The following is a 24,009-nucleotide window of genomic DNA, read 5'->3' on the forward strand; positions in this document are numbered from 1 at the left end:
CAGCGTCAAGCAAATCACTTAATCGGTAAGTGCCATAAGTCGCGCGCAAGTCATGAAAACGGTGCGTGAATGCAGGGTGGGTCTTTCTAATTTGAGCTCTAAGCTCTATCCAGCGAGCTTCTATAGACTTAGCGGTTACGGGGTTGCCTTGCTCACTAACGAATAAAGGTTCATGCCGCTCAGATCGCTCTAATCGTTCAAGCGCCTCTTTCTTTAGCGTATCAGCCATTTCTGGTAGTGCTTCAAGTTTTTGGTCAAGCTTGTTTGCACGCTTGATTCGTCGCTCTGAAACTCGATATTCATTCAATGTAGATAACAACTCGGCAGAGATTTCCACTTGGCGAATTTTGAGGTATTTGGTCATCACACCTGTATCTTTAGGTGATAGTAACAACTCGAAACGATGCTTACTTCCAGCAATAGGTGTTGCTGTCTCGATAGATCTCGTGGATAACGTCGCAATCTCTTGGATACGCATACCAGTATCAATAGAAATAAGCACCTGTAAACGCAGCTCTTCAGATACGTTGGGCAGATATTGAGTGAGAATACTCAGTGACTCTTGGCTCAACGGAGTGAGAGGCCGGATGTTGCCATTGTCGGCATCTTTAGGGACTTTAATGCGTAGGTCACTTGTTTCTACGGTAAAAGTGGGTGATACATGAGCCAACATTCCTGTACTCTGAACAGAAACAAATTCCATTTTGAATGGAGCCTCTTTCTCGTTCTTTATCTTTAGATAACCGTCATGCATCAACCACTTATAGTAATTGACAATTTGGTTCATGCGAACGCTGGCAGTGCTATGCGCCAAGTCACCCGTTTTAATCTGCTTTAGTAGGTGAGAGCGAAATAGATAAGTCGGTTTTAGCCTTTTGACGGGAGGGAATGTATCCCATGCTAAATTCTCATCTTCAAGGAATTGATAATAGGCATAAAGAGCTTGAGAGCAGGGACTAAGGTCTTTAGCATCCTTAACCGCTTTTTGGTAAAAGAGGTAGCTATTAGCTTCATGGTTGAATGAACCATCACCATTGAAGAGAGTTGGGAGGCTGCCAATATTCCCCTTAACAGGAGAGCACTGGTAGGTCTTGTCACTGATTGATAGTTCTGTCTGTTTATAGACATTGCTTGATTGTATGAGATACATAAATTTACCTAGAAAACCACTGACTATACATACAGCATAGTCAGTGATTGATTATTTCCAGATTTATTTATGTGTGTAAGATGCTTTTCCTACACTAACCCGTCATGGTAACGAACTCTTCAGAGCCCGTTGGGTGAATAGCCACAACAGAGTCAAAATCTGCTTTAGTTGCGCCCATCTTCATCGCTACGCCAAATCCTTGGATCATTTCATCTACCGCGAAACCGATACCATGTAGGCCAACGACTGTCTCTTCTTCACCAGCACATACCAGCTTCATTTTACATGGTTGACGATGCTGAGTGACGGCGGTGTACATCGCTGTAAAGCCAGAAGTATAGACCTTGATGTTCTCTTTACCGTACTTCTCTTCGGCTTCCTGAGTCGTTAGGCCGATAGTACCGATTGGTGGGTGGCTGAATACAACTGTAGGTACGAGTTCATAGTCCATCTTAGCGTTTGGTTTATTATTAAACAGGCGCTCAGAAAGCTGACGACCCGCTTTAACGGCGACAGGAGTGAGTTCGATACCACCTTCCATAATGTCGCCAACACAGTAGATGCCAGGAACGTTAGTGGCTTGGAATTCGTCTACTTTGATGTAACCGTGATCATTGATTTGTACGCCAGTCGATGCAAGATTGATCGCATCGGTTGCAGGATGACGGCCGATAGCCCAGATTAATTGGTCAACGTTTTGTGTATTGCCATTTTCTAGGTGCAGAGTCAGGCTACCATCCGCTTCTTTTACCACTTCTTTCGGTACTGAGTGAGTATGCAGAGTTGGACCTTCTGCTGCCATCACTTCAACCAAAGTATCAATGATCATTGGGTCGAAGCTACGTAGCGGAGATTCTTTGCGGCAGAATAGGTGCGTTTCTGTCCCTAAAGCGTTCAGTACCCCTGCGATCTCAACCGCAATGTAGCCTGCGCCAATAACAGCAACACGTTTTGGTTGCTCGTTTAGTTCGAAGAAACCGTTAGAGTCGATGCCGTATTCTGCACCAGGGATGTTCGGAATCGTTGGGCGTCCACCCACGGCAATCAGGATATGATCGGCAGTGTAGTGTTCACCGTTCACTTCAACGGTTTTCTGGTCGACAAATTTAGCAAAGCCTTTGATGACATTAACTTTATTGTTGCCAAGAACGCGATCGTAAGATTCGTGAATACGACCGATGTATGCCTGACGACTTTCAACCAACTTGCTCCAGTCAAAGCTTTTTACATCAACATCAAAACCATAGTCTTCCGCGTATAAATGCATTGCTTCAGCAATTTGGGCTCCGTGCCACATCACTTTCTTAGGAACACAGCCAACATTAACACACGTGCCACCTAGGTCTTGAGCTTCAATTAGGGCTACTTTTGCGCCGTACATTGCCGCACGGTTTGCTGATGCAATGCCGCCTGAGCCGCCGCCGATACAGATGTAATCAAAATGAGTCGCCATGACTTTCTCCATGTTCTGAGGTGCAGCGACTCGGCTCATTCTGGCGAGTCAGGTCGCAAGCATCCTGCAAATAATAATTTGTTATTGTAGATATGGAGGATAGATCGGTTGAACTCAATCTATCCTGCTTAATTTTTCTGCGTTGTTTTGCTTTTATCTTGGTGCGGTTACGCCGCCAGTCGAGTTATTCAGGAACAATCCATTCCACTTTATAGTGACCCGTCGCAGGCGCAATTGCTTGCTTAAGAAACGGCAGAATTTCCTGCATTTGGCTTTCCAGTTTCCAAGGCGGGTTAATGACAATCATGCCAGAGGCAGTCATACCGCGTTCATTGGTATCTGGCGCAACACCGAGTTCGATTTGAAGAATCTTACGAATGCCAAGACCTTGTAGACCTTCAATCATATCTTCGATATCGCAACGGTTAACCACAGGATACCAAATGGCATAGATACCCGTCGCCCAACGCTTATAGCTTTGGAAAATTGCCTGCACTACATCACGGTACTCTTTAGCCAGCTCGTAGGGAGGGTCAATTAACACCAAACCACGACGCTCTTTTGGTGGCAAGCTTGCTTTAAGGCGTTTGAAACCATCTTCTTTGTAGATGCTTACCTGGCGGTCACGGTGGAACTCCTGCTCAAGCAGAGGGTGGTCTGCTGGATGAAGTTCTGTCAGAACCATACGGTCTTGCGGGCGCAGGTGAGCACGAGCAACACGAGGTGAACCCGGGTAGTAACGTAGCGTGTCACCGTTATTCAGCACTTTAATCGAATCTAAATAGCTGTGAATTTCGTCTGGGATATCATTTTGTTGCCAAACGCGTGCAATGCCTTGCTTATACTCACCAGTTTTCTCTGACCACTCGTGGGTTAGATCGTAGCGACCTACACCTGAATGGGTGTCATGATAGACAAACGGCTTCTCTTTTTGCTTCAAAGAGTCGAGGATAAGACTTTGAACAATATGCTTAATGACGTCGGCATGGTTGCCTGCGTGAAAGCTATGGCGGTAACTTAACAAAATATTTCTCTCAGAATAGCTGCAAAGAGCATGATGAATGATGGTAGTTAGTATACGTTACTATTGAAAATTGCTGAACCTACCTATATTTACTATTTAAGACCAATAAGAATTAACACAGGCCAACATGCTCTAGATAACCAATTTTATCTAGGTTTGCGTTATCCAAAAAAAGGAATGATTTATGTCGAACCCACTTCTTAACTTTACCGATTTGCCGCCATTTTCTCAGATTAAACCGGAACATGTTAAGCCAGCGGTAGAAAAGGCGATTGCTGATTGCCGCGCTAAAATTGAACAGGTTTTGGCGGGTAATACGGAACCAACATGGGACAACCTTGTTGCGCCGATTGAAGAAGTGGATGATCACTTAAGTCGTATTTGGTCTCCTGTCAGTCATATGAACTCAGTTATGAACAGTGATGAGCTTCGAGACGCGTACGAAAGCTGTCTGCCGCTTTTATCCGAATATGGTACTTGGGTTGGTCAGCACAAAGGTCTGTTTGAAGCGTATAAAGCGATGAAATCGAGTGAAGCTTTTGCTTCGTTAACTCAAGCGCAGAAGAAAACGATCACCGACTCGTTACGCGATTTTGAGTTGTCTGGAATTGGTTTACCAGCTGATGAACAGCACCGTTATGGTGAAATTAGTAAGCGCATGTCTGAGTTAGGGTCGAAGTTCTCCAACAATGTGCTTGATGCCACTATGGGCTGGACTAAGCACATTGAAGATGAAGAACAGTTGGCAGGTATGCCTGAGTCGGCACTGGCGGCAGCCAAAGCCGCTGCTGAAGCGAAAGAGCTGGATGGCTATTTACTGACGTTGGACATTCCATCTTATCTTCCGGTAATGACCTACTGCGACAATCAAGAGCTACGCAAAGAACTATATGAAGCCTATGTGACCCGAGCATCAGACCGTGGACCGAAAGCGGGTGAATGGGATAACACTGAAATCATCAATGAGCAATTGAAGCTGCGTTTTGAAATTGCACGTATGCTGGGTTTCAATACCTACAGTGAAAAGTCGTTAGCAACCAAGATGGCAGAAAGTCCGTCGCAAGTCCTTGGCTTCCTCAACGATTTGGCAAGCAAAGCAAAACCTCAGGGTGAGCGAGAGGTTGAAGAGTTACGCCAGTTTGCGAAAAGTGAATTTGGTGTAGATGAGCTGAATTTATGGGATATCGCTTATTACAGTGAGAAACAGAAACAGCATTTGTTCCAGATTTCTGATGAGGAACTGCGTCCTTACTTCCCAGAAGCAAAAGCGGTGAGTGGTCTGTTTGAAGTGCTACATCGAGTCTTTGGCATGACAGTTAAAGAGCGTGAAGGTGTCGACACCTGGCATGAGTCAGTGCGCTTCTTTGATATTTTTGACGCTGATGACCAGCTTCGTGGTAGCTTCTACCTCGATCTGTATGCTCGTGAGCATAAGCGTGGCGGTGCTTGGATGGACGAATGTCGTGTTCGTCGCATCAATGAGCAGGGTGAGCTGCAAACACCGGTTGCTTACCTGACTTGTAACTTTAACCGTCCAGTTGGTGATAAACCTGCACTATTTACTCATGATGAAGTCGTCACCTTGTTCCATGAATTTGGCCACGGCATCCATCATATGTTGACTCAGGTTGAGACTGGCGCGGTCTCTGGCATAAATGGTGTTCCTTGGGATGCTGTGGAACTGCCAAGTCAGTTCTTAGAAAATTGGTGCTGGGAAGAAGAGGCACTCGCCTTTATCTCTGGCCATTTTGAAACGGGTGAACCCTTGCCAAAAGAGATGCTAGAGAAGATGCTAGCAGCGAAAAACTTCCAGTCTGCGATGTTTATTCTTCGTCAGCTAGAATTTGGTTTGTTTGATTTCACTCTGCATACTCAATTTGATCCGGAAATTGGCCCTCGTGTACTTGAAACGCTGGCTGAAGTGAAATCCAAGGTTGCGGTACTACCAAGTCTGGAGTGGAACCGCTTCTCTCACAGCTTTAGCCATATCTTTGCTGGTGGTTACAGTGCGGGTTACTACAGCTACCTATGGGCAGAAGTACTCTCTTCAGATGCGTTTTCTCGTTTTGAAGAAGAGGGAATCTTCAACACTGAAACGGGTAAGAGCTTCCTGAACAATATTCTAGAGATGGGTGGCAGCGAAGAGCCAATGGAACTGTTTAAGCGTTTCCGAGGCCGTGAGCCGCAGATTGACGCATTACTTCGTCATGCGGGTATTTCTGCTTAATAGATCTCAAAAATAACAACGGTATCAATAATGAAGAGCATCGCTGCTGCAGCGATGCTTTTTTTGTTACCATGTCGGCACTCGTCACATGGAGGCAGCAAGTCTTGGGGATTCTTAACTTGGTTATGCCGCTGTTGAGCGAGGTCAATTTGAGATATTTTTATGGTGAAATGGGGCGCATTTCGTCGTGAATCCGTAAAGGTTCAATCAATAGACTTGGGTCTACTGCTGCTAGCATCTTGAAGTCACTCGGGTATAATGGTTTTTCATGTATAGATAACCAGTAGCTGAGCCCCCATGGATCCTTCATTACTTCTCGATGGCCTGAACGATAAACAGCGTGAGGCTGTTGCCGCCCCCCTAGAAAATTTACTTGTCCTAGCCGGTGCGGGCAGTGGTAAAACACGTGTGTTAGTTCACCGTATTGCATGGCTGATGTCGGTTGAGCAAGCTTCGCCTTTTTCAATTATGTCGGTCACTTTTACCAATAAAGCGGCAGCAGAAATGCGTGGGCGTATCGAAGAACTGATGATGGGCAGCGCATCTGGAATGTGGAATGGGACTTTCCACGGAATTTGTCACCGTATTCTACGCGCTCACTATTTGGATGCTCAGCTACCTGAAGATTTTCAGATCATTGATAGTGATGATCAGCAACGTTTATTGCGTCGCTTAATCAAGGCACAGAATCTCGATGAGAAGCAGTGGCCAGCTCGCCAAGTAGGCTGGTGGATCAATGGCAAAAAAGATGAGGGTCTACGTCCTAATCACATTGATGCGTACCATGACCCCGTGACAAAAACGTATCTGCAACTCTATACCGCTTATCAAGAGGCTTGTGATAGAGCAGGATTGGTCGACTTTGCCGAAATATTGCTGCGAGCGCATGAGTTACTGCGGGATAAAAAGCATATCCGTGAACACTATCAGGCTCGTTTCAAGCATATTCTGGTCGACGAATTTCAGGATACCAACAACATTCAGTATGCGTGGTTACGCATGATGGCAGGGTCTGAAGCTCATGTAATGATTGTTGGTGATGATGACCAGTCCATTTATGGCTGGCGTGGCGCTAAAATCGAAAATATTGAAAAATTTACTCGTGAGTTCCCTAGCGTTAATACCATTCGCCTTGAGCAGAATTACCGTTCGACAAAAACGATTCTCGAAGCGTCTAATACTCTGATCGCCAATAATACCGAACGTATGGGCAAAGAGTTGTGGACGGATGGGGTTGAAGGTGAGTCTATTTCTGTTTACTCCGCTTATAACGAGCTGGATGAAGCCCGTTTTGTCGTCAACAAAATTAAAGAGTGGCAAGACAAAGGCGGAGCACTCAACGATGCCGCTATGCTGTACCGCAATAACGCCCAATCGCGTGTGTTAGAAGAAGCGTTAATTCAGGCGGGTCTCCCGTATCGTATTTACGGAGGTATGCGATTCTTCGAGCGTCAAGAGATCAAAGATGCACTTAGCTACCTGCGTTTAATGAGTAATCGAAATGATGACTCAGCCTTCGAGCGAGTGGTCAATACACCGACGCGTGGCCTTGGAGATAAAACACTCGAGACAATTCGCTTTGCTGCACGCGACCGTGGTTGCACCATGTGGGAAGCGAGTATCGCTTTGCTAGACGAAAAAGTACTGGCAGGAAGAGCTGCGGGGGCATTAAATCGCTTTGTCGAGCTGATTCTTGCGCTTGAAGATGACACATGTGAGATGTCGCTCCATGAGCAAACCGACCACGTCATCAAATACTCTGGTCTGTTCGCAATGTACGAACAGGAGAAAGGCGAGAAGTCCAAGGCTCGTATTGAGAACTTGGAAGAACTTGTCACGGCAACCCGCCAATTTGAAAAGCCAGAAGAAGCAGAAGAAATGACGCTATTGACGGCCTTTTTGACGCACGCCGCTCTAGAGGCTGGTGAAGGTCAGGCTGATGAATTTGATGATGCTGTGCAGCTAATGACGCTGCACAGTGCGAAAGGTCTGGAGTTTCCACTTGTCTTCATGGTCGGTGTCGAAGAGGGTATGTTCCCAAGCCAAATGTCGGTAGAAGAAGCGGGTCGCTTAGAAGAAGAACGACGTCTTTGCTATGTGGGTATGACCCGTGCAATGGAGAAGCTTTACATCACTTATGCAGAGATGCGCCGCTTATATGGTCAAGACAAGTACCATAAACCATCGCGCTTTATTCGCGAACTACCGGAAACCTGTCTTGATGAAGTGCGTATGAAAGCGCAAGTGAGCCGCCCAGCAAGCTCGGGACGCTTTAGTCAAACCGTGGTCAAAGAGAACTTTAATGAAACAGGCTTTAGCCTAGGTTCTCGAGTGCTTCACCCTAAGTTTGGTGAAGGAACGATCATCAACTTTGAAGGCAGTGGCCCGCAGAGCCGAGTTCAGGTCGCCTTTAATGGTGAAGGGATCAAATGGTTAGTCACTGCTTACGCTAAGTTAGAAAAGCTGTAAAGGTGGCGTTAACTTCATTTATCTTTTGAAGAATAAAGAAAAACCCCGAGGGCTTGCGCCCATCGGGGTTATAGTCTTACTCGCAGCAATCCGGCTACTATAGGTGCTCCATGCATCTAATCCTTGATAGTATGCTGACATCCTTCAGCTTAGTCCATTCATCGCCATCCTAGCGGTGTCCTTGACCCTATCCTGGTCTGCTAACAATCCTCGTTAGCTCACTTCGCTTGTTCCCTGAGCGGTGTCCTTTTCATCATCCTGATGATCAGTCCTTGCCTCATCCAGAGGTGTCCATTTCCCATCCTTAGTAGCAACCATCCTAGTTACTATTGCGTCCGTTCAATGTCCAATTTGCTTTCCATGCCGACTATTCATCCTGAATAACCGTATCTTCTTCCTGAAGATTACCTAATCCGTGGTAATTTCCTGTTCCGTGTCAGCATCCTTCCGACAAGGTTCATATTACCGATTCGTAGATGTTCAGCAATACTACGCAAACGTTTTTCTACATAAAAATTCGCTCGAAATTTGTACGTATCTTTATTTATCAATGGCTTGAGTTGGTTGTGATGTATTTTTCTTAATGAAAAAGTTATTTTTACTTACTCGCATGTGAGAGATCTCGCACAAGGTGGCGGGCATTTCGGTACTATTTTCGATATGAGTCTGATGGCAATGTGTGAGGTTGCTCAAACAATTGTGAGGGTGACTCAAAGCTGCGCCAGTAAATTTGATGCTGATTGCCACAAAATACTTAAACCAATCACGCTAAAAATAACACCACATAAGCCATCAATGTAGACAGAAAATGCTTTAACTTTGCGTTGCATACGCTGTGTGGATAGCGCCCAAGCAAGAAAAGAAAACCAAAATAACGACAAACTCCAAAGAATCATTAGGGCAATACCTTTGCCTCCTAAAGACATGCCGGCAGGAACTAGGCTCGACATTAAACTGACAAAAAACACCAGCGCCTTGGGATTAAGAATGTTGGTGGCAAAACCACGAGAGAAAGCTTCGCGCTTGTTGGTGAGTAACAAAGAGGAAGATTCGTCCTTCTCGCCTTCGCAATGGTTTCTACGAAAGGCAACGATTGTCGCATTTAGAGCACCGTAACCGAGATAGGTTAAATAGCTGCCACCAGCCAGTTGCAACAGAGCGAACAGAGCCGGCTGCTGGTGAACCAAATAGCTGACACCAGTTAGGCTGAGAATGGAGTGCAGCAAGATGCCAAAAGAGAGGCCGAGAGCGATGTAAAAGCCAGTCTGTCGGCCATAGCGAGTGGCATTTTGGACCACTAAGGCAAAGTCAGGCCCTGGGCTCATCAGCGCAATGAAGTGTACGATGGCAAGAGTGGATAGGATGGTGAGTTCATTCATGACGGTAAATTGATTCGTGATTAATACATCCAGTGTGCCAACAAATTCTTAGCGAGGATTGTAAAAAACTGACACTAGTTAATCTGTGAAGGTGGAACACCAAAAGTTGCTTTGAAGGCTTTACTGAAATGAGCTTGATCGTAGAACCCGACCTGATGAGCCACTTCGGTTCCATTGATACCTGACTTGAGGAGTTTCATTCCTTGTTCCATTCGTAAACGACTTAACCAAGCGTAGGGTGTGAGTCCCACTTTTGCTTTGAAATGGCGTTGAAACTGGGTCGGGCTGAGTTGGCACAACTGAGACAACTGTTCGAGTCGAACGGGTTGATCAAGATTATGCATTAAATACTCTTTGAGCGTCGCCATCGACTGATTGCCAAGTGGTACAGCGCGTTTTTGTTCTAGGCTGCCGTAGTGACTAAAGAGCCGTTCAAATCCTTCGTATGGCAAGCAATCTCTGGCGAGTTGGCTGACATCGTCATTCGCTAATAATTGATGAAGTTGCGAGAGTGACTGAAATACTTGAGTGTCCAATACGACGAGTCGGTTGAAGTGAATCAAACTGTTTGGTTGTTTAAGTTGGGCAAGCTTGCTCAACCATTGAGGCTCTAGCGAGAACACTCGAACTTGATAACCGGAATCAAGGGTGGATTGACCATCATGCAGTTCATCGGGAGGCATGATGACTAGCTGGCCTTTGCCGACATGATGTTTTTCGCCTTGATAGTGAAATTTCTGTTCTCCACCGGTAATAAGACCAATATGAAAATCAAGATGATAGTGGTGCGAAAAAGCAAATGACTGATAATTTGCTTCTATCAGGCTTATCTCTTTATTTTGCGTCGTGTGGTAGTTGACCTTATCCATAGAACAAAAAAAGCTTGGTGATTATTTCACCAAGCTTATAGTTAGTGGTAGAGATTGTCTTGTAAAAAACGATCAGTTGGCTTTAAGAGCTCGTTTTGACTGTTGATTGCTTCTTAATCCATCGACGCTGAAGCTCACCAAAGCTCCCCAAATAAAGGCGAACGTAATCGCTTTATCGACGGTAAATGCTTCTCCGTAAACCAATACCGCAAGCAAGAACATCAGGCTTGGTCCAATGTACTGGAAAAAGCCCAGTGTCGATAACTTTAGTCGAGTCGCAGCACCAGTAAAGCAGAGCAGGGGCAGTGTGGTAATAACGCCTGCGGAAATCAGCAATACATTAAGGTTTAGTGGATTTTCCATGATGTTGGATGTTGGCGTATCAGCAATCCACAGCAGATAAATCGCTGCAGCAGGTAGTAGAACCAAGGTCTCAATAAACAGTCCTGTTTGTGCTTCTAGGCTGACTTTTTTGCGCAATAGACCGTAAAAACCAAAGCTCAGAGCTAGCGCAATCGCAACGACTGGAATAGAACCAAAGACAAAGAGCTGTACTAGCACACCGCATGCAGCAAGAGCAACGGCGAACCACTGAAGCTTTCTAAGACGCTCTCCCAGAAATAGCATTCCAAGTAACACGTTAATCAAAGGATTGATGTAGTACCCGAGACTTGCATCGAGCATATGATCAGCATTGACAGCCCAGATGAAGATAAGCCAGTTGGCTCCAACAAGAAGTGCAGTCGTCACCAGATAGAGGAGTTTTTGCTTCGATTTGATGACATCTCGGACATTGCGCCAGCGGCGACCCAAATGGAGCAGGGCGGCAAGTAAGAAAAACGACCAAACGACGCGATGGCTGAGAATTTCTAGTGGAGATACATCTGCCAGAGCCTTGAAATAGATTGGGGCGATACCCCACATGGTGTAAGCACCAATGGCAAGAAAGACACCCTGTTTGGCTCTTTGCTGTTCTTCTGGAGTCATCGACATTACTCGTAATCAGGAAATTTACAAATTGAAACATGCAGTATACGAATGACTATCAAAATCACCTAACAATTTGCGGTTTTATTCACCGTTAAACCCCACTACAATGTGCCCCTCGCGTTTGACACGCCTTTGCCTTGCAATTCTATTGAGATAATTCATGACCTCGACTCTTTTAGCCCAGCAATCTCCAGCCGAACAGCCGGCGCCACAGAGCATCCTAGAAGATGTTTTTGGTTACCAGAGCTTTCGTGATGGTCAGCAAGAAGTGATCGATGCTGCGGTCGCAGGGCTAGACAGTTTAGTGATTATGCCTACTGGTGGCGGTAAATCTTTGTGTTACCAGATCCCCGCTCTAGTGCGCAGTGGAATAACCTTAGTTATCTCGCCGTTGATCTCCTTGATGAAAGATCAGGTTGACCAACTGAAAGCCAACGGGGTGGCGGCTGAGTGTATTAACTCAACGATGCCGCGTGAAGAATTGATCTCCGTCTACAATCGCATGAACTCTGGCGCGATTAAACTTATCTATGTGTCACCCGAGCGAGTATTGATGCGAGATTTTATCGAGCGTCTAGAAGGCTTACCTTTATCTATGATTGCGGTCGATGAGGCGCACTGTATTTCTCAGTGGGGACATGATTTTCGACCGGAATACGCGTCACTGGGTCAACTGAAACAGTACTTTCCTCATCTGCCGGTGATGGCTCTGACTGCAACAGCGGATGATGCGACACGTTCTGATATTACGCAGCGACTTCAACTCAACGCCCCCCATGTTTACTTAGGTAGCTTTGACCGACCAAATATTCGTTATACCTTGGTAGAGAAGCACAAACCGATTTCTCAGGTGGTGCGTTTCCTTGAAGAGCAGCGCGGTAATTGTGGGATTATTTATTGTGGCAGCCGTAAAAAAGTCGAAATGGTAACGGAGAAACTGTGCAATAACGGTCTTCGTGCGGCAAGCTATCATGCAGGTTTAGAGGCCGATGAACGCGCCTATGTCCAAGATGCATTTCAACGCGATGATATTCAAATTGTGGTGGCGACAGTCGCATTTGGTATGGGTATTAACAAGCCTAACGTCCGTTTTGTTGTTCACTTTGATATTCCGAGAAACATCGAGTCATATTATCAGGAAACGGGGCGAGCTGGCCGTGATGGCTTACCTGCTGAAGCGATGATGCTTTATGACCCTGCGGATATCAGTTGGCTGCGCCGTATGCTTGATGAAAAGGATGAAGGCCCGCAAAAGCAGGTTGAAGCTCATAAACTCAATGCCATGAGTGCATTCGCTGAAGCGCAAACCTGCCGTCGTCAGGTATTGCTCAATTATTTCGGTGAGTACCGCGACAAACCATGTGGAAACTGCGATATCTGCCTTGATCCACCTAAACACTTTGATGCGACAGAGCAGGCTCAGAAAGCTTTGTCATGTGTCTACCGAGTCAACCAATCCTTTGGGATGGGGTACGTGGTTGAGGTATTACGCGGTATGCAGAATATTCGTATCCGTGAAAATGGCCACGATAAGTTGTCAACTTATGGTCTGGGACGAGAAAATAGCCATGACTACTGGGTCAGTGTCTTTCGTCAACTGATTCACAAAGGATTGCTATTTCAAAATATCACCCGCAATTCGACGTTGCAGCTCACTGAAGAAGCTCGTCCGTTGCTACGCGGTGAAATGTCTTTGGAGTTGGCCGTTCCGCGTCTTGATACCGCCGTTCGCGCGGCGAAATCCGATAAATTATCGAGCAAAAACTACGATAAAAAGCTGTTTGCTAAATTACGCAGATTACGTAAGTCCATTGCCGACGAAGATGGCTTACCGCCATATGTTGTCTTTAGCGATGCCACCTTGATTGATATGGCGGAAATATTACCGACGTCGTATGGCGAAATGTTGGCTGTAAATGGGGTAGGGCAACGCAAATTAGAGAAATATGCAGATCCATTTTTAGATTTAATTCAAGAGCATTTGACCCACCATGGCTGAAAATCTTATCACTTATGAGCAACAAACGGAGTTTGGCCTGCATACTTATCTGGCTGATGAAGGTCGTATTATCATTCGTTCTCCTCGCTTTGATTTTGATAGTTTTCCCGATTTAGCTCAGCGAATGCTTCAGCTACTCTCGGCTACTGTGGTTGAAAAACAGTGGGATGCGGACATTCACTCTTGGTTGATTGATTTTGAAGGTTGTCAATTGTTCCTCAAGTCTGAACACTACAGCGAAAGTCTATGGCTAGAAGCGCTTTCTATCGAAGAGAGCAAAGAAGAGTTGGATTTCCTCGCTTCACTATTTGAACGTGGTTTCTAAGAAAAAAGAACACGTCAACGATTGCTCGAAAACTCATGCTTGCGGCGATGATTGGTTAATGTATAATCGCCCGCCGCGATATTGTTCACGTTTTATATGCTCAATATCGAGAATTTTTTCATTACATTGTTGGTAAGGCGACTTTCGTTGTTACGTAAGTGGTCGATTTGGGTTCCCTCACCCCCAAACCAAACTAAAAAGGTATCGCATGAGTAACTTTACCCCTGCGCAGCAGCGCAAAGCCCTTTTATTATTAGTCCTGTTCCATCTAGTGATTATTGCTTCCAGCAATTACTTGGTTCAGCTACCTTTCACCGTCTTTGGTTTCCATACCACTTGGGGTGCATTCACTTTCCCATTTATCTTTTTGGCAACGGATCTCACTGTGCGCGTTTTCGGTGCTCAGCTTGCCCGAAAAATTATTTTTCTAGTGATGCTTCCTGCGTTAGCGGTCTCTTACGCTTTGTCAGTATTGTTCTTTGAAGGGCAGTTCCAAGGTCTTGCACATCTTGGCGAGTTTAATCTATTCGTCGCTCGTATCGCGATTGCGAGTTTTATGGCTTATCTACTCGGTCAGATCTTAGATGTTCATGTGTTCAATCGTCTGCGTCAGATGAAACAGTGGTGGGTTGCTCCTACGTGTTCGACTTTGTTTGGTAATGCGCTCGATACCATTGCCTTCTTTGCGATTGCGTTTTACCAAAGCCCTGATCCATTTATGGCTGAACACTGGACTGAAATTGCGCTGGTGGATTATGGATTTAAGCTGGTGATCAGTTTAGGTCTGTTTGTTCCAATGTATGGTGTGCTACTTAACTACCTAGTGAAAAAACTGACGGCGGTTAACCCTGAGTTTAAAGTGGTTGGAGCCAACTGATTTCAGTCTGGAAAGATAAAAAAAAGCCCGAGTGATGATGTCTCTCGGGCTTTTTATTGATTCGAAGTTCAGTATTCAACAATCGATAAAGGCCAGCCGATATCACTTTGACGGTTAGCTTCAATCTCAAGCTCTGCGGCGGTCAGAGGGTTGGCTTTTAGCCATTCAGATTTGATAGTCAGTGTTAGCTGGTCATCATTAGAACCAAAGGTAATGTTTGGCTCAAGATCAGGATTACGGCGATGAGTAAGCAAGACCGCTAAGCGTAACAGGCGCAATACCCGTTTGGCGCTTGAACCTGAAAGAGCGTGTTGCTCTGGCAAAGAAGTTAGTTGCTCACGATAACGTCGTGCCAGTTCACCTAACAGGTGTTTTTGCGCTCGAGTGTAACCAGGTAGGTCAAGTTGCTGAAGTAGATAAGCGCTATGCTCACCACCTTTCTTGTAGTCGATGGTCAAACCGATTTCATGTAGCTTGGCGGCTGTCTCTAATAGGACTTTTGCTTGTGCCTCAGTTATCCAGTCAGGCTGACATTCTGCCAGTAGTCTTGCTGCCATGTCGGCAACTTGCTGACCATAATCAACATCAAGCTGATAACGACTTTGAATACTGCAAATAGTGCGTGCACGAATATCGTCTTGCTTTAGTTCATCAACCATTTCATACACCAGGCCTTCACGTAGTGCACCGCCAGCGAGTGTCATTGAATCGATTTCCAGCAACTCAAAGATGGCAATTAAGATTGATAGACCACTTGGGAACACTAACGCGCGTTCGAGTGTTAATCCTTCGATCTCCAGCTCTTCAAGGTGGTCGGCCATCATAGCTTGCTTTTGCAGACGCTTAAGTTTGGAGTGGGTAATGACTTCATCCATCCCTTGCGCCAGCATGATTTCCTGTAGCGCCTGAACAGTACCAGAGGCACCGACACACACATCCCAACCAATCTGGGTGTACTGCTGCAAGATAGGTTGTAAGGTCTCTTTAGCGGCTTGAATCGCGTTGTTGAAATTGCTTACCGTCAGCTGGCGATCTTTAAAATGACGCTCCAACCAAGTAACGCAGCCCATTTTCAGACTAGTCAATGCTTTGGCTTCAAAGCCTTCACCAATAATTAGTTCAGTACTGGCGCCGCCAATATCTACCACTAAGCGACGGCCGCTCCCCCCTGACGTGTGCGCAACACCTTTATAGATTGTTGCAGCTTCCTCTTCACCACAGATGACCTCGATTTTGTGGCCGAGGATCTGGTTGGCTTTCTCAAGAAAAACATCCACATTTGTCGCTGTTCGTAGTGTTGCCGTACCAACAATACGGATGTTTTCCTTATCGATATCTTGAAGTCGTTCGGCAAAAAGACTCAAGCAGTCCCATCCGCGTTGCATGGCTTCTAGACTTAGCGCGTTGTTCTCGTCTAAGCCGGCCGCAAGGCGAACTTTGCGTTTGATTTTAGCCATAGTTTGAACGCTGCCATCAATGTGACGCACAACGAGCATATGAAAACTGTTCGACCCGAGGTCGATGGCTGCGTAAAGCGGAGATGAAACTGCTTGGCTCATAGACGACTTAAGAATCCTTTTGTTGACGTGGACGAGAGCGATGGTTCGAACGACGGTTTCCTGAACGTGAACCTCCAGTGTTCGTACGACGTTGCTGCTGCGGACGGTTTGAACGCATGCGAATAGGTGCTGGTAGATCTTGGATCAGAGCACTAGGGTCGTAATCAGAAACAGGAATAGAGTGTTCGATATACACTTCAATTGGTGGAAGGTTAATTGCGTAATCTTCACACGCGAAACTAATAGAGTGACCGCTTGCGCCTGCTCGACCAGTACGACCGATACGGTGTACGTAATCTTCGCAGTCGTCAGGTAGATCAAAGTTGAACACATGCGTTACCTGTGGGATATGCAGACCACGTGCAGCAACGTCGGTTGCAACAAGTAAGTCAACTTCACCAAGCGTAAATTGCTCTAAGATACGCTCACGTTTCTTCTGAGGAACATCACCCGTTAGCAGGCCTACTCGGTGTCCGTCTGCTGCAAGATGGCCCCAGACTGATTCACACTTATGTTTAGTGTTTGCAAAGATGATTGCACGATCTGGCCACTCTTCTTCAATAAGCGTCTGAAGCAGAGCCATTTTGTGTTCGTTGGATGGGTAGAACAGTTCTTCCTGAATACGGTGACCTGTTTTCACATTTGGCTCAACAACAACGTGCTCTGGATTATGCATATGCTCGAACGCCAGCTCTTGAACACGGTAAGACAGTGTTGCAGAGAACAGCATATTCAAACGTTCTTTTGGCTCAGGCATGCGACGGAACAAGAAACGAATATCTTTAATAAAACCAAGATCGAACATGCGATCAGCTTCGTCTAAAACGACAGCTTGGATGTTGTTTAGGTTAAATACACGTTGCTTGTAAAAATCGATAATACGACCGGTTGTACCGATCAGGATATCGACACCATTCTCAAGCGTTGCTAATTGCTTATCGTAGCTTTCGCCACCATAAGCGAGTGCAGCTTTGATACCAGTACTAGCGATCAAAGGTTCTGCATCGTTGTAAATCTGAATCGCCAGTTCACGCGTTGGAGCCATAATAATTGCTCTAGGCTGATTTGGCTTGCGACCCTCATGTTCAGGCGTCGTCAGTAAGTGGTTAAAAGTAGCAGTAAGGAAAGCCAATGTCTTACCTGTACCCGTTTGGGCTTGTCCTGCGATGTCTTGGCCGGTGAGCAGTACCGGCAACGCCAAAGCTTGGATTGGGGTACAAAAATCGAACCCTTTTTTCTCCAAACCTTCAGTAATTTTAGGGTGTAAACCTAAATCGGCGAACTTTTGCTCTGTGATATGCGTCTTTTTCATTGCTATAGAATATCAGCTTACACTTGCAATACGGAAGTAAATACATTCCAATAGGGCATCTAAATACTGGTTATCATCCAACCAGTTCCGAAAAAACACATTGGAGTGGAAGATGAGTGATAAGATTTTGCAGCTAACTGATGACGGTTTTGAAGCCGATGTAATTAACGCTGCAGGCCCAGTTCTTGTAGATTTTTGGGCAGAATGGTGTGGTCCATGTAAGATGATCGCGCCTATTTTGGACGAAATCGCTGACGAGTACGAAGGCAAACTCACTATCGGTAAACTAAATATCGACCAAAACGCAGGTACTCCACCTAAGTTTGGTATTCGTGGTATCCCAACGTTGCTTCTATTCAAAGATGGTAACGTGGCTGCAACGAAAGTAGGTGCGCTATCAAAAACTCAACTAAAAGAGTTCTTGGACGCAAACCTATAATCAGTTACCCAATAAGGCCGTGCATTTTATCTAATGCACGGTTTTGTTTTTGAACACCAACAAAATCTAGACTAGGCTAGTATTTAGTGCTAGTTTATCGCACGTTAAATAAACAAGTTTCTCTTCTTGGTCGATCCTGTGACCAAATCCATCTTAACCAAAAAAACAGATCCTATTTTGACTAAACAAGTATCCACCACCATGAATCTAACAGAACTGAAGAACAGACCTGTGTCTGATCTTGTCAAACTTGGCGAGAGCTTAGGCCTTGAAAACCTTGCGCGTCTAAGAAAGCAAGACATTATCTTCGCGATCCTTAAAGCGCACGCGAAAAGCGGTGAAGATATTTTTGGCGACGGGGTTCTGGAAATACTTCAAGACGGCTTTGGTTTCTTACGTAGTGCGGATAGCTCGTACTTAGCTGGCCCAGACGATATTTATGTATCACCAAGCCAGATCCGTCGCTTTAACTTACGTACAGGTGACTCTATTGCCGGTAAAATTCGTCCACCTAAAGACGGTGAACGTTATTTTGCACTTTTAAAAGTCAATACAGTTAACGATGACAAACCAGACAACGCGCGTAACAAGATTCTATTTGAAAACTTGACGCCACTACACGCTAACGAGCGTATGGTGATGGAGCGTGGTAACGGTTCGACAGAAGATATTACTGCTCGTGTTCTAGACCTTGCTTCGCCAATCGGTAAAGGCCAGCGTGGTCTGATTGTAGCGCCACCTAAAGCGGGTAAAACAATGCTGCTGCAAAACATTGCACAGAGCATTGCTTACAATCACCCAGAGTGTGTGCTGATGGTTCTTCTTATTGATGAACGTCCAGAAGAAGTCACTGAGATGCAACGCCTAGTTAAAGGTGAAGTGGTTGCATCAACGTTTGATGAGCCAGCGTCTCGTCACGTTCAGGTTGCTGAAATGGTTATCGAAAAAGCGAAACGTCTTGTTGAACACAAGAAAGACGTTGTAATCCTGCTTGATTCAATTACTCGTCTAGCACGTGCGTACAACACAGTTGTTCCTTCATCAGGTAAAGTTCTGACTGGTGGTGTTGATGCTAACGCATTGCACCGTCCTAAGCGCTTCTTCGGTGCAGCTCGTAACGTAGAAGAGGGCGGAAGCCTAACTATTCTAGCAACGGCACTTGTGGATACGGGTTCTAAGATGGACGAAGTTATCTACGAAGAGTTTAAAGGTACAGGTAACATGGAAATACACCTGAACCGTAAGATTGCAGAAAAACGCGTTTTCCCAGCGATTGACTTCAACCGCTCAGGTACTCGTCGTGAAGAGTTGCTAACTAAGAACGAAGAGCTACAGAAAATGTGGATCCTACGTAAGATTGTTCATCCAATGGGTGAAACCGATGCGATGGAATTCCTAATCGATAAGCTTGCTATGACCAAGACGAATGATGAATTCTTTGACGCGATGCGTCGTCAATAAGCATTAAATGATCTTGATAAACGCCACCTTTGCTAGGTGGCGTTTTTGTTTGCATTATCCAGTGATTGCGAGCACAATGGATTAAAATGTTACAAGGAGGTTAACATGCAACACGGAATGTTGTCGTCGGTACTCCTGTCTGTCTTGATACTGCTTGGGGTTCCGCCTGTCACTGCAACTGAGATGCAGCCGCAGCGTATAGAACAATGGCTTCAAGAGCCACAAGTGCATGATAAAGTGGCTGAGCTACTCTCTTTGGCTATCGAAGATGATATTGATGGCCTTAACTTCGCTCTACAAAGACTCTCACTCCCTGTCCAAGAAGTGTCTCGTTATCTATTGCTCAAAAAGATTGAAGACCAAAACCTGATCATGACGCCTAAAATCGCGCTGTTTGTTGAGCAACAAAAATCAATGGTGCCTACCTATCAGCTCCTAGAAAGAGGTGAGGGCTATGAGTTTACGGTGCCTGCTTTCAACTATCCTGCTATCGCCAATCGACTGTTAAAACAATGGCACCAAGACCAATCCACACTGGCATTCGTATTAGAGGCAGAAAGAGGAGAGTTGGTTCTTAAGCAATGGTTACAAGGAAGTGAATATCAGGTTCAGGCTCGAGAAGCTTTGCTGATTAGAGAGCTCGATAGCCTATCACCAGAAGCCATTACTCGTCTTTGCCAACAGCTGACTCGTGAAGCGGTAATCAGCTGGCTGCCATCTTCGGCGGTAATGGTTCGTCTAGCGCAAGTAAGTGAAGATCCAGAAGTGTATAAGTTGCTCTGGTTAATGAAGGCAGACTTTAACAGTGAATCTGAATTGGTTCGCTTAGCTAAGGTTGGTAATGATTTTTCGCTAAATCAAGTGATCCAAGCTACGCAGAATCCGAGCTTGAAAGAAGCTGCAATTACAGAGTTGACCAAGATAAGACCGATGTCTAAAGAGGTAAAAGAGTTTTTAATTACTCGAATGGCGATTTCTGATGATGCGAGATTTATTGCTGGCGAGTTAGCTCGTCAGGGTTACTCATCTTGGCTAGAAGAGTTGGCTAGTACCAACCAACAAGTAAACAGTCGAGCAATTTTAACTGTTATCGGCCAGTAATCATTGATGAAATAACCACATAAAAAAGAGGGATCGGTCGATTCCTCTTTTTTGTTATACTGCATGCAGATTAACCAGCCCATTAGTAGGCCTATGAGTTTTAAGGATTTACGCGATTTTATCGCTCATCTAGAGCAAGAAGGGAAGCTGAAACGAATTTCCCATCCTGTTGACCCTCACTATGAAATGACAGAGATCAGCGATCGAACGCTTAGAGCGGGTGGTCCTGCACTGTTGTTTGAAAATCCCATTGGCTATGACATGCCAGTCTTAACCAACCTATTTGGCACACCGGAACGAGTGGCTATTGGTATGGGACGTCAGGATGTCAAAGAGTTGCGAGAAGTTGGAAAGTTGCTTGCGTATCTAAAAGAGCCTGAGCCGCCTAAAGGCTTTAAAGATGCACTGGATAAACTGCCGGTGTTTAAGCAAGTATTGAATATGCCAGCTAAGCGACTGCGTAAAGCAGCTTGCCAAGAGATTGTGTGGCAAGGTGATGATGTCGACCTAGATAAAGTCCCAGTCATGAGTTGTTGGCAAGATGATGTGGCGCCATTGCTTACTTGGGGGTTGACCGTTACTAAAGGGCCAAATAAAAAACGCCAAAACTTAGGTATCTATCGCCAACAGAAAATAGCGAAGAACAAAATTATCATGCGCTGGTTAGCGCATCGCGGTGGTGCTTTAGACCTACGTGATTGGATGGAAACTCATCCAGGTAAACCCTTCCCTGTATCCGTTGCCTTTGGTGCAGATCCTGCGACTATCTTAGGTGCGGTAACGCCTGTACCAGATACTTTATCTGAGTATGCGTTTGCCGGTCTGCTACGTGGGAAGAAGACAGAAGTGGTGAAATCACTCAGCAATGATCTTGAAGTTCCTGCTAGTGCTGAAATCGTTATGGAGGGCTACATTGATCCGAACGAGTTTGCCGATGAAGGGCCGTACGGTGATCATACTGGATACTATAACGAAAAGGAAAAGCACCACGTCTTTACCATTACTCATATCAGTATGCGCAGAGACGCCATTTATCACAGTACTTACACAGGTCGTCCGCCAGATGAACCTGCCGTATTAGGTGTCGCTCTCAACGAAGTCTTTGTACCGATACTGCAAAAACAGTTCCCTGAGATAGAAGATTTCTATCTGCCACCTGAGGGCTGTTCATATCGAATGGCAGTAGTGACGATGAAGAAACAATATCCAGGTCATGCTAAGCGAATCATGATGGGAGTATGGTCGTTCCTACGTCAGTTCATGTATACCAAATTCGTTATTGTATGCGATGAAAAGGTGAACGCACGCGACTGGAATCAAGTCGTTGAAGCGATGACACAGCATATGGAGCCGACTCGTGATACCTTGTTTATCGAAAATACACCCATCGACTCATTAGATTTTGCGTCTCCGGTTGTTGGCCTAGGCTCTAAGATGGGACTCGACGCAACAATTAAATGGGATGCAGAACTTGCATCATCGCAGGGTAGCGAGAGTCAGCATACCGCACTTGATGAGGCGGCGATTGCCGCATTTATCGACAGCCACCCTGAAGTCGTTGATTTCTATATTCCAGAGAAAGCACGTAACAACGGCTTTGCCATCGTAACGATGAAAAAGACGCGTTCAGGCCAATCGCAAGAACTCGCCCAGAAAGTAGAAGACTACTTATTGCAGCATGGGGAACCTAAGTTTGTCATTCTTTGCGATCAAGATGTCAACGCCAAAGACTGGAACGATATTATTTGGGCTGTCACGACACGTATGGATCCTGCTCGTGATACCAAACAAGTTCAGCAAACGGATAAACACCTTTCTCGACTTGTTCTTGATGCAACCAATAAGATTGAAGGTGAGGAAGTCGTGCGAGAATGGGGTACACCTATCAAGAAAGATCCACAACTTGTGGCGAAAATCGATGCGTTTTGGGATAAGTTGAGTATTCTATGAGCCATTCCGTCATTCTGCTTCCAGAAAATATACAATTTGAAGTACAGAATGGACAAACGGTGTTGGAAGCCGCGCTCAACAATAACATTCGCTTCCCCCACCGCTGCCAGGTTGGCGCATGCGCTGCCTGTTTATGTCGTAAACTCGAAGGGAAAGTCTCTTATCACCTGGAACCAATGCTCACAGAGAAAGAGCAACAGCAGGGTTGGATATTTGCCTGCCAAGCCTTCGCAGAAAGTAGATTAGTGCTTACTTTTGAAGAGTAAGCGAGAGGAAGACCATGACTATTCAATGCAAAGTAAAGTCAATTCAGCCGTTGGCTTGCAATACTTACCAGATCTTATTACATCCAGAGAGCCCTGTTAGCTTTAAAGCTGGCCAATATCTAATGGTTGTAATGGGAGAAAAAGACAAACGCCCATTTTCAATCGCCAGCAGCCCAAGCCGACATGAAGGAGAATTAGAACTTCATATTGGTGCTGCCGAGCACAACGCTTATGCCCAGGAAGTTGTCGAAGCAATGAAAGCAGCAATGGAAAATGATGGCGAAGTGACAATAGACGCGCCTCATGGTGATGCGTGGGTGAGAGAAGCGAGTGAACGACCAATATTGCTCATTGCTGGTGGCACAGGCTTTAGTTATGTTCGTTCAATCCTAGATCATTGCTTGGCTCAAAATCGAGAGAACGAAATCCATCTATACTGGGGTGGGCGTGATGAACGCCAACTTTATGCAAAACAAGAATTAGAAGAGATTGCTAGCAAGAACAGCCATGTTCACTTTATCCCTGTTGTAGAAGACGCTGGGCAAGAGTGGCAAGGGAAGGTTGGTAATGTCTTACAAGCAGTTGCTCAAGACTTCGAGTCGCTTGCACAGTACGACATCTATATAGCGGGACGCTTTGAAATGGCAGGCGCAGCGCGAGAACAATTCACGTTTAACAAGCAGGCGTTAGCTGAAAACATGTTTGCTGATGCGTATGCCTTTATCTAAAACCTAGATAAGATGGTTAAAAAGGGAGCATTTCGCTCCCTTTTTTAATGGTTTTGAATATAAATTCAGCGAACGGTCTTTTTTTCAATTTAATTTGAAAAAGGGCTTGCGCTTAAAACTCAACTCCCTATAATGCGCATCCACTGACACGGCAGACGCCACAAGGCCTCAGCGGTAAATCAGTAAAGCCAACTAGCAAAATTTCGAATTGAAAAGTTTGAAATAAAAAATTCAAAAAAGTGTTTGACACTTAGAATTGAAACGCTAGAATGGCTGCCTCTTCCGAAGTGACATTGGTCACAAAGAAGCAAAGCTCTTTAACAATATAAACCTATCAATCTGTGTGGGCACTCGTTGATGATAATCCAATTAGAAGCTGAGGCTTCAAATTAGGTTTCAATGAAACGAAGTGACCAAACGAGACTTCTTTT

The 24,009-nt window shown here is 45.4% G+C and carries 19 protein-coding genes; 11 read left to right on the top strand and 8 right to left on the bottom strand.

The annotated features are described in order from the left end of the window. The 3 genes from DA100_RS06625 to DA100_RS06635 all read right to left on the bottom strand — a co-directional run. On the bottom strand, positions 1–1,150 hold a 1,150-nt coding region (locus DA100_RS06625; protein ID WP_138971462.1), incomplete at its 3' end, for a tyrosine-type recombinase/integrase. A 94-nt stretch (positions 1,151–1,244) separates the two neighbouring features. Further along, on the bottom strand, positions 1,245–2,603 hold the full coding sequence (gene gorA / locus DA100_RS06630; RefSeq protein WP_171052159.1) for a glutathione-disulfide reductase: 1,359 nt from the start codon (positions 2,601–2,603) through the stop codon (positions 1,245–1,247). A gap of 184 nt (positions 2,604–2,787) precedes the next feature. Next, a complete protein-coding gene (locus DA100_RS06635) occupies positions 2,788–3,627 on the bottom strand; it encodes a 23S rRNA (adenine(2030)-N(6))-methyltransferase RlmJ (RefSeq protein ID WP_138971463.1) in 840 nt (279 codons plus the stop codon). A 184-nt stretch (positions 3,628–3,811) separates the two neighbouring features. Between DA100_RS06635 and prlC the strand changes: the two genes are divergently transcribed. After that, positions 3,812–5,854 carry an oligopeptidase A gene (gene prlC / locus DA100_RS06640; RefSeq protein ID WP_138971464.1) on the top strand — a complete coding sequence of 681 codons (2,043 nt, stop codon included), beginning with the start codon at positions 3,812–3,814 and terminating at the stop codon, positions 5,852–5,854. Between the two features lie 297 nt (positions 5,855–6,151). After that, the gene (gene uvrD, locus DA100_RS06645) at positions 6,152–8,323 is read left to right on the top strand and encodes a DNA helicase II (RefSeq protein ID WP_138971465.1); all 2,172 of its coding nucleotides are present in this window, start codon (positions 6,152–6,154) and stop codon (positions 8,321–8,323) included. A 710-nt stretch (positions 8,324–9,033) separates the two neighbouring features. On the opposite strand, the gene DA100_RS06655 is transcribed toward uvrD, so the two are convergent. From DA100_RS06655 to rarD, 3 genes are all read right to left on the bottom strand, one after another. After that, on the bottom strand, positions 9,034–9,702 hold the full coding sequence (locus DA100_RS06655; protein ID WP_138971466.1) for a LysE family translocator: 669 nt from the start codon (positions 9,700–9,702) through the stop codon (positions 9,034–9,036). A 74-nt stretch (positions 9,703–9,776) separates the two neighbouring features. Continuing rightward, entirely contained in the window at positions 9,777–10,571 is a 795-nt protein-coding gene (locus DA100_RS06660; RefSeq protein ID WP_138971467.1) for an AraC family transcriptional regulator, read from the bottom strand. Positions 10,572–10,643: 72 nt separating this feature from the next. Further along, the gene (gene rarD, locus DA100_RS06665) at positions 10,644–11,558 is read right to left on the bottom strand and encodes an EamA family transporter RarD (protein ID WP_138971468.1); all 915 of its coding nucleotides are present in this window, start codon (positions 11,556–11,558) and stop codon (positions 10,644–10,646) included. Positions 11,559–11,721: 163 nt separating this feature from the next. Between rarD and recQ the strand changes: the two genes are divergently transcribed. The 3 genes from recQ to DA100_RS06680 all read left to right on the top strand — a co-directional run bounded on the left by recQ (position 11,722) and on the right by DA100_RS06680 (position 14,762). Then, the gene (gene recQ / locus DA100_RS06670; RefSeq protein WP_138971469.1) at positions 11,722–13,560 is read left to right on the top strand and encodes an ATP-dependent DNA helicase RecQ; all 1,839 of its coding nucleotides are present in this window, start codon (positions 11,722–11,724) and stop codon (positions 13,558–13,560) included. Continuing rightward, a complete protein-coding gene (locus DA100_RS06675) occupies positions 13,553–13,885 on the top strand; it encodes a DUF3630 family protein (RefSeq protein ID WP_138971470.1) in 333 nt (110 codons plus the stop codon). The genes recQ and DA100_RS06675 overlap by 8 nt, the downstream gene beginning before the upstream one ends. Before the next feature lie 208 nt (positions 13,886–14,093). After that, a complete protein-coding gene (locus DA100_RS06680) occupies positions 14,094–14,762 on the top strand; it encodes a 7-cyano-7-deazaguanine/7-aminomethyl-7-deazaguanine transporter (RefSeq protein ID WP_138971471.1) in 669 nt (222 codons plus the stop codon). Positions 14,763–14,830: 68 nt separating this feature from the next. On the opposite strand, the gene gppA is transcribed toward DA100_RS06680, so the two are convergent. Together gppA and rhlB are read right to left on the bottom strand one after the other, a co-directional pair. Continuing rightward, entirely contained in the window at positions 14,831–16,321 is a 1,491-nt protein-coding gene (gene gppA / locus DA100_RS06685) for a guanosine-5'-triphosphate,3'-diphosphate diphosphatase (protein WP_138971472.1), read from the bottom strand. A gap of 7 nt (positions 16,322–16,328) precedes the next feature. Continuing rightward, the gene (gene rhlB / locus DA100_RS06690) at positions 16,329–17,633 is read right to left on the bottom strand and encodes an ATP-dependent RNA helicase RhlB (protein ID WP_138971473.1); all 1,305 of its coding nucleotides are present in this window, start codon (positions 17,631–17,633) and stop codon (positions 16,329–16,331) included. A 112-nt stretch (positions 17,634–17,745) separates the two neighbouring features. Between rhlB and trxA the strand changes: the two genes are divergently transcribed. From trxA to fre, 6 genes are all read left to right on the top strand, one after another. Then, positions 17,746–18,072 (top strand): thioredoxin TrxA, encoded by a 327-nt coding sequence (gene trxA / locus DA100_RS06695; protein ID WP_138971474.1) that lies wholly within the window; start codon positions 17,746–17,748, stop codon positions 18,070–18,072. A 201-nt stretch (positions 18,073–18,273) separates the two neighbouring features. Then, positions 18,274–19,533, top strand: coding sequence for a transcription termination factor Rho (gene rho / locus DA100_RS06700; protein ID WP_138971480.1), 1,260 nt, complete (start codon positions 18,274–18,276; stop codon positions 19,531–19,533). A gap of 105 nt (positions 19,534–19,638) precedes the next feature. Continuing rightward, positions 19,639–20,634, top strand: a complete 996-nt coding sequence (locus DA100_RS06705; RefSeq protein ID WP_138971475.1) for a hypothetical protein — start codon at positions 19,639–19,641, stop codon at positions 20,632–20,634. A gap of 93 nt (positions 20,635–20,727) precedes the next feature. Then, positions 20,728–22,584, top strand: a complete 1,857-nt coding sequence (gene ubiD / locus DA100_RS06710) for a 4-hydroxy-3-polyprenylbenzoate decarboxylase (protein WP_138971476.1) — start codon at positions 20,728–20,730, stop codon at positions 22,582–22,584. Continuing rightward, positions 22,581–22,850 (top strand): 2Fe-2S iron-sulfur cluster-binding protein, encoded by a 270-nt coding sequence (locus DA100_RS06715; RefSeq protein ID WP_138971477.1) that lies wholly within the window; start codon positions 22,581–22,583, stop codon positions 22,848–22,850. The genes ubiD and DA100_RS06715 overlap by 4 nt, the downstream gene beginning before the upstream one ends. Positions 22,851–22,864: 14 nt before the next feature. Beyond that, complete coding sequence (gene fre, locus DA100_RS06720; protein ID WP_138971478.1) at positions 22,865–23,578, top strand: NAD(P)H-flavin reductase; 714 nt, start codon at positions 22,865–22,867, stop codon at positions 23,576–23,578. The last annotated feature ends 431 nt before the right edge of the window (positions 23,579–24,009 follow it).

This window comes from Vibrio sp. Hep-1b-8 (assembly GCF_006124995.1).
Lineage (GTDB): Bacteria > Pseudomonadota > Gammaproteobacteria > Enterobacterales > Vibrionaceae > Vibrio.

Bases quoted from the DNA above. Each gene is read 5' to 3' on its own strand.
- gorA (WP_171052159.1), bottom strand. From the start codon at position 2,603: ATGGCGACTCATTTTGATTACATCTGTATCGGCGGCGGCTCAGGCGGC.
- prlC (WP_138971464.1), top strand. From the start codon at position 3,812: ATGTCGAACCCACTTCTTAACTTTACCGATTTGCCGCCATTTTCTCAG.
- uvrD (WP_138971465.1), top strand. From the start codon at position 6,152: ATGGATCCTTCATTACTTCTCGATGGCCTGAACGATAAACAGCGTGAG.
- DA100_RS06655 (WP_138971466.1), bottom strand. From the start codon at position 9,702: ATGAATGAACTCACCATCCTATCCACTCTTGCCATCGTACACTTCATT.
- DA100_RS06660 (WP_138971467.1), bottom strand. From the start codon at position 10,571: ATGGATAAGGTCAACTACCACACGACGCAAAATAAAGAGATAAGCCTG.
- rarD (WP_138971468.1), bottom strand. From the start codon at position 11,558: ATGACTCCAGAAGAACAGCAAAGAGCCAAACAGGGTGTCTTTCTTGCC.
- recQ (WP_138971469.1), top strand. From the start codon at position 11,722: ATGACCTCGACTCTTTTAGCCCAGCAATCTCCAGCCGAACAGCCGGCG.
- DA100_RS06675 (WP_138971470.1), top strand. From the start codon at position 13,553: ATGGCTGAAAATCTTATCACTTATGAGCAACAAACGGAGTTTGGCCTG.
- DA100_RS06680 (WP_138971471.1), top strand. From the start codon at position 14,094: ATGAGTAACTTTACCCCTGCGCAGCAGCGCAAAGCCCTTTTATTATTA.
- gppA (WP_138971472.1), bottom strand. From the start codon at position 16,321: ATGAGCCAAGCAGTTTCATCTCCGCTTTACGCAGCCATCGACCTCGGG.
- rhlB (WP_138971473.1), bottom strand. From the start codon at position 17,633: ATGAAAAAGACGCATATCACAGAGCAAAAGTTCGCCGATTTAGGTTTA.
- trxA (WP_138971474.1), top strand. From the start codon at position 17,746: ATGAGTGATAAGATTTTGCAGCTAACTGATGACGGTTTTGAAGCCGAT.
- rho (WP_138971480.1), top strand. From the start codon at position 18,274: ATGAATCTAACAGAACTGAAGAACAGACCTGTGTCTGATCTTGTCAAA.
- DA100_RS06705 (WP_138971475.1), top strand. From the start codon at position 19,639: ATGCAACACGGAATGTTGTCGTCGGTACTCCTGTCTGTCTTGATACTG.
- ubiD (WP_138971476.1), top strand. From the start codon at position 20,728: ATGAGTTTTAAGGATTTACGCGATTTTATCGCTCATCTAGAGCAAGAA.
- DA100_RS06715 (WP_138971477.1), top strand. From the start codon at position 22,581: ATGAGCCATTCCGTCATTCTGCTTCCAGAAAATATACAATTTGAAGTA.
- fre (WP_138971478.1), top strand. From the start codon at position 22,865: ATGACTATTCAATGCAAAGTAAAGTCAATTCAGCCGTTGGCTTGCAAT.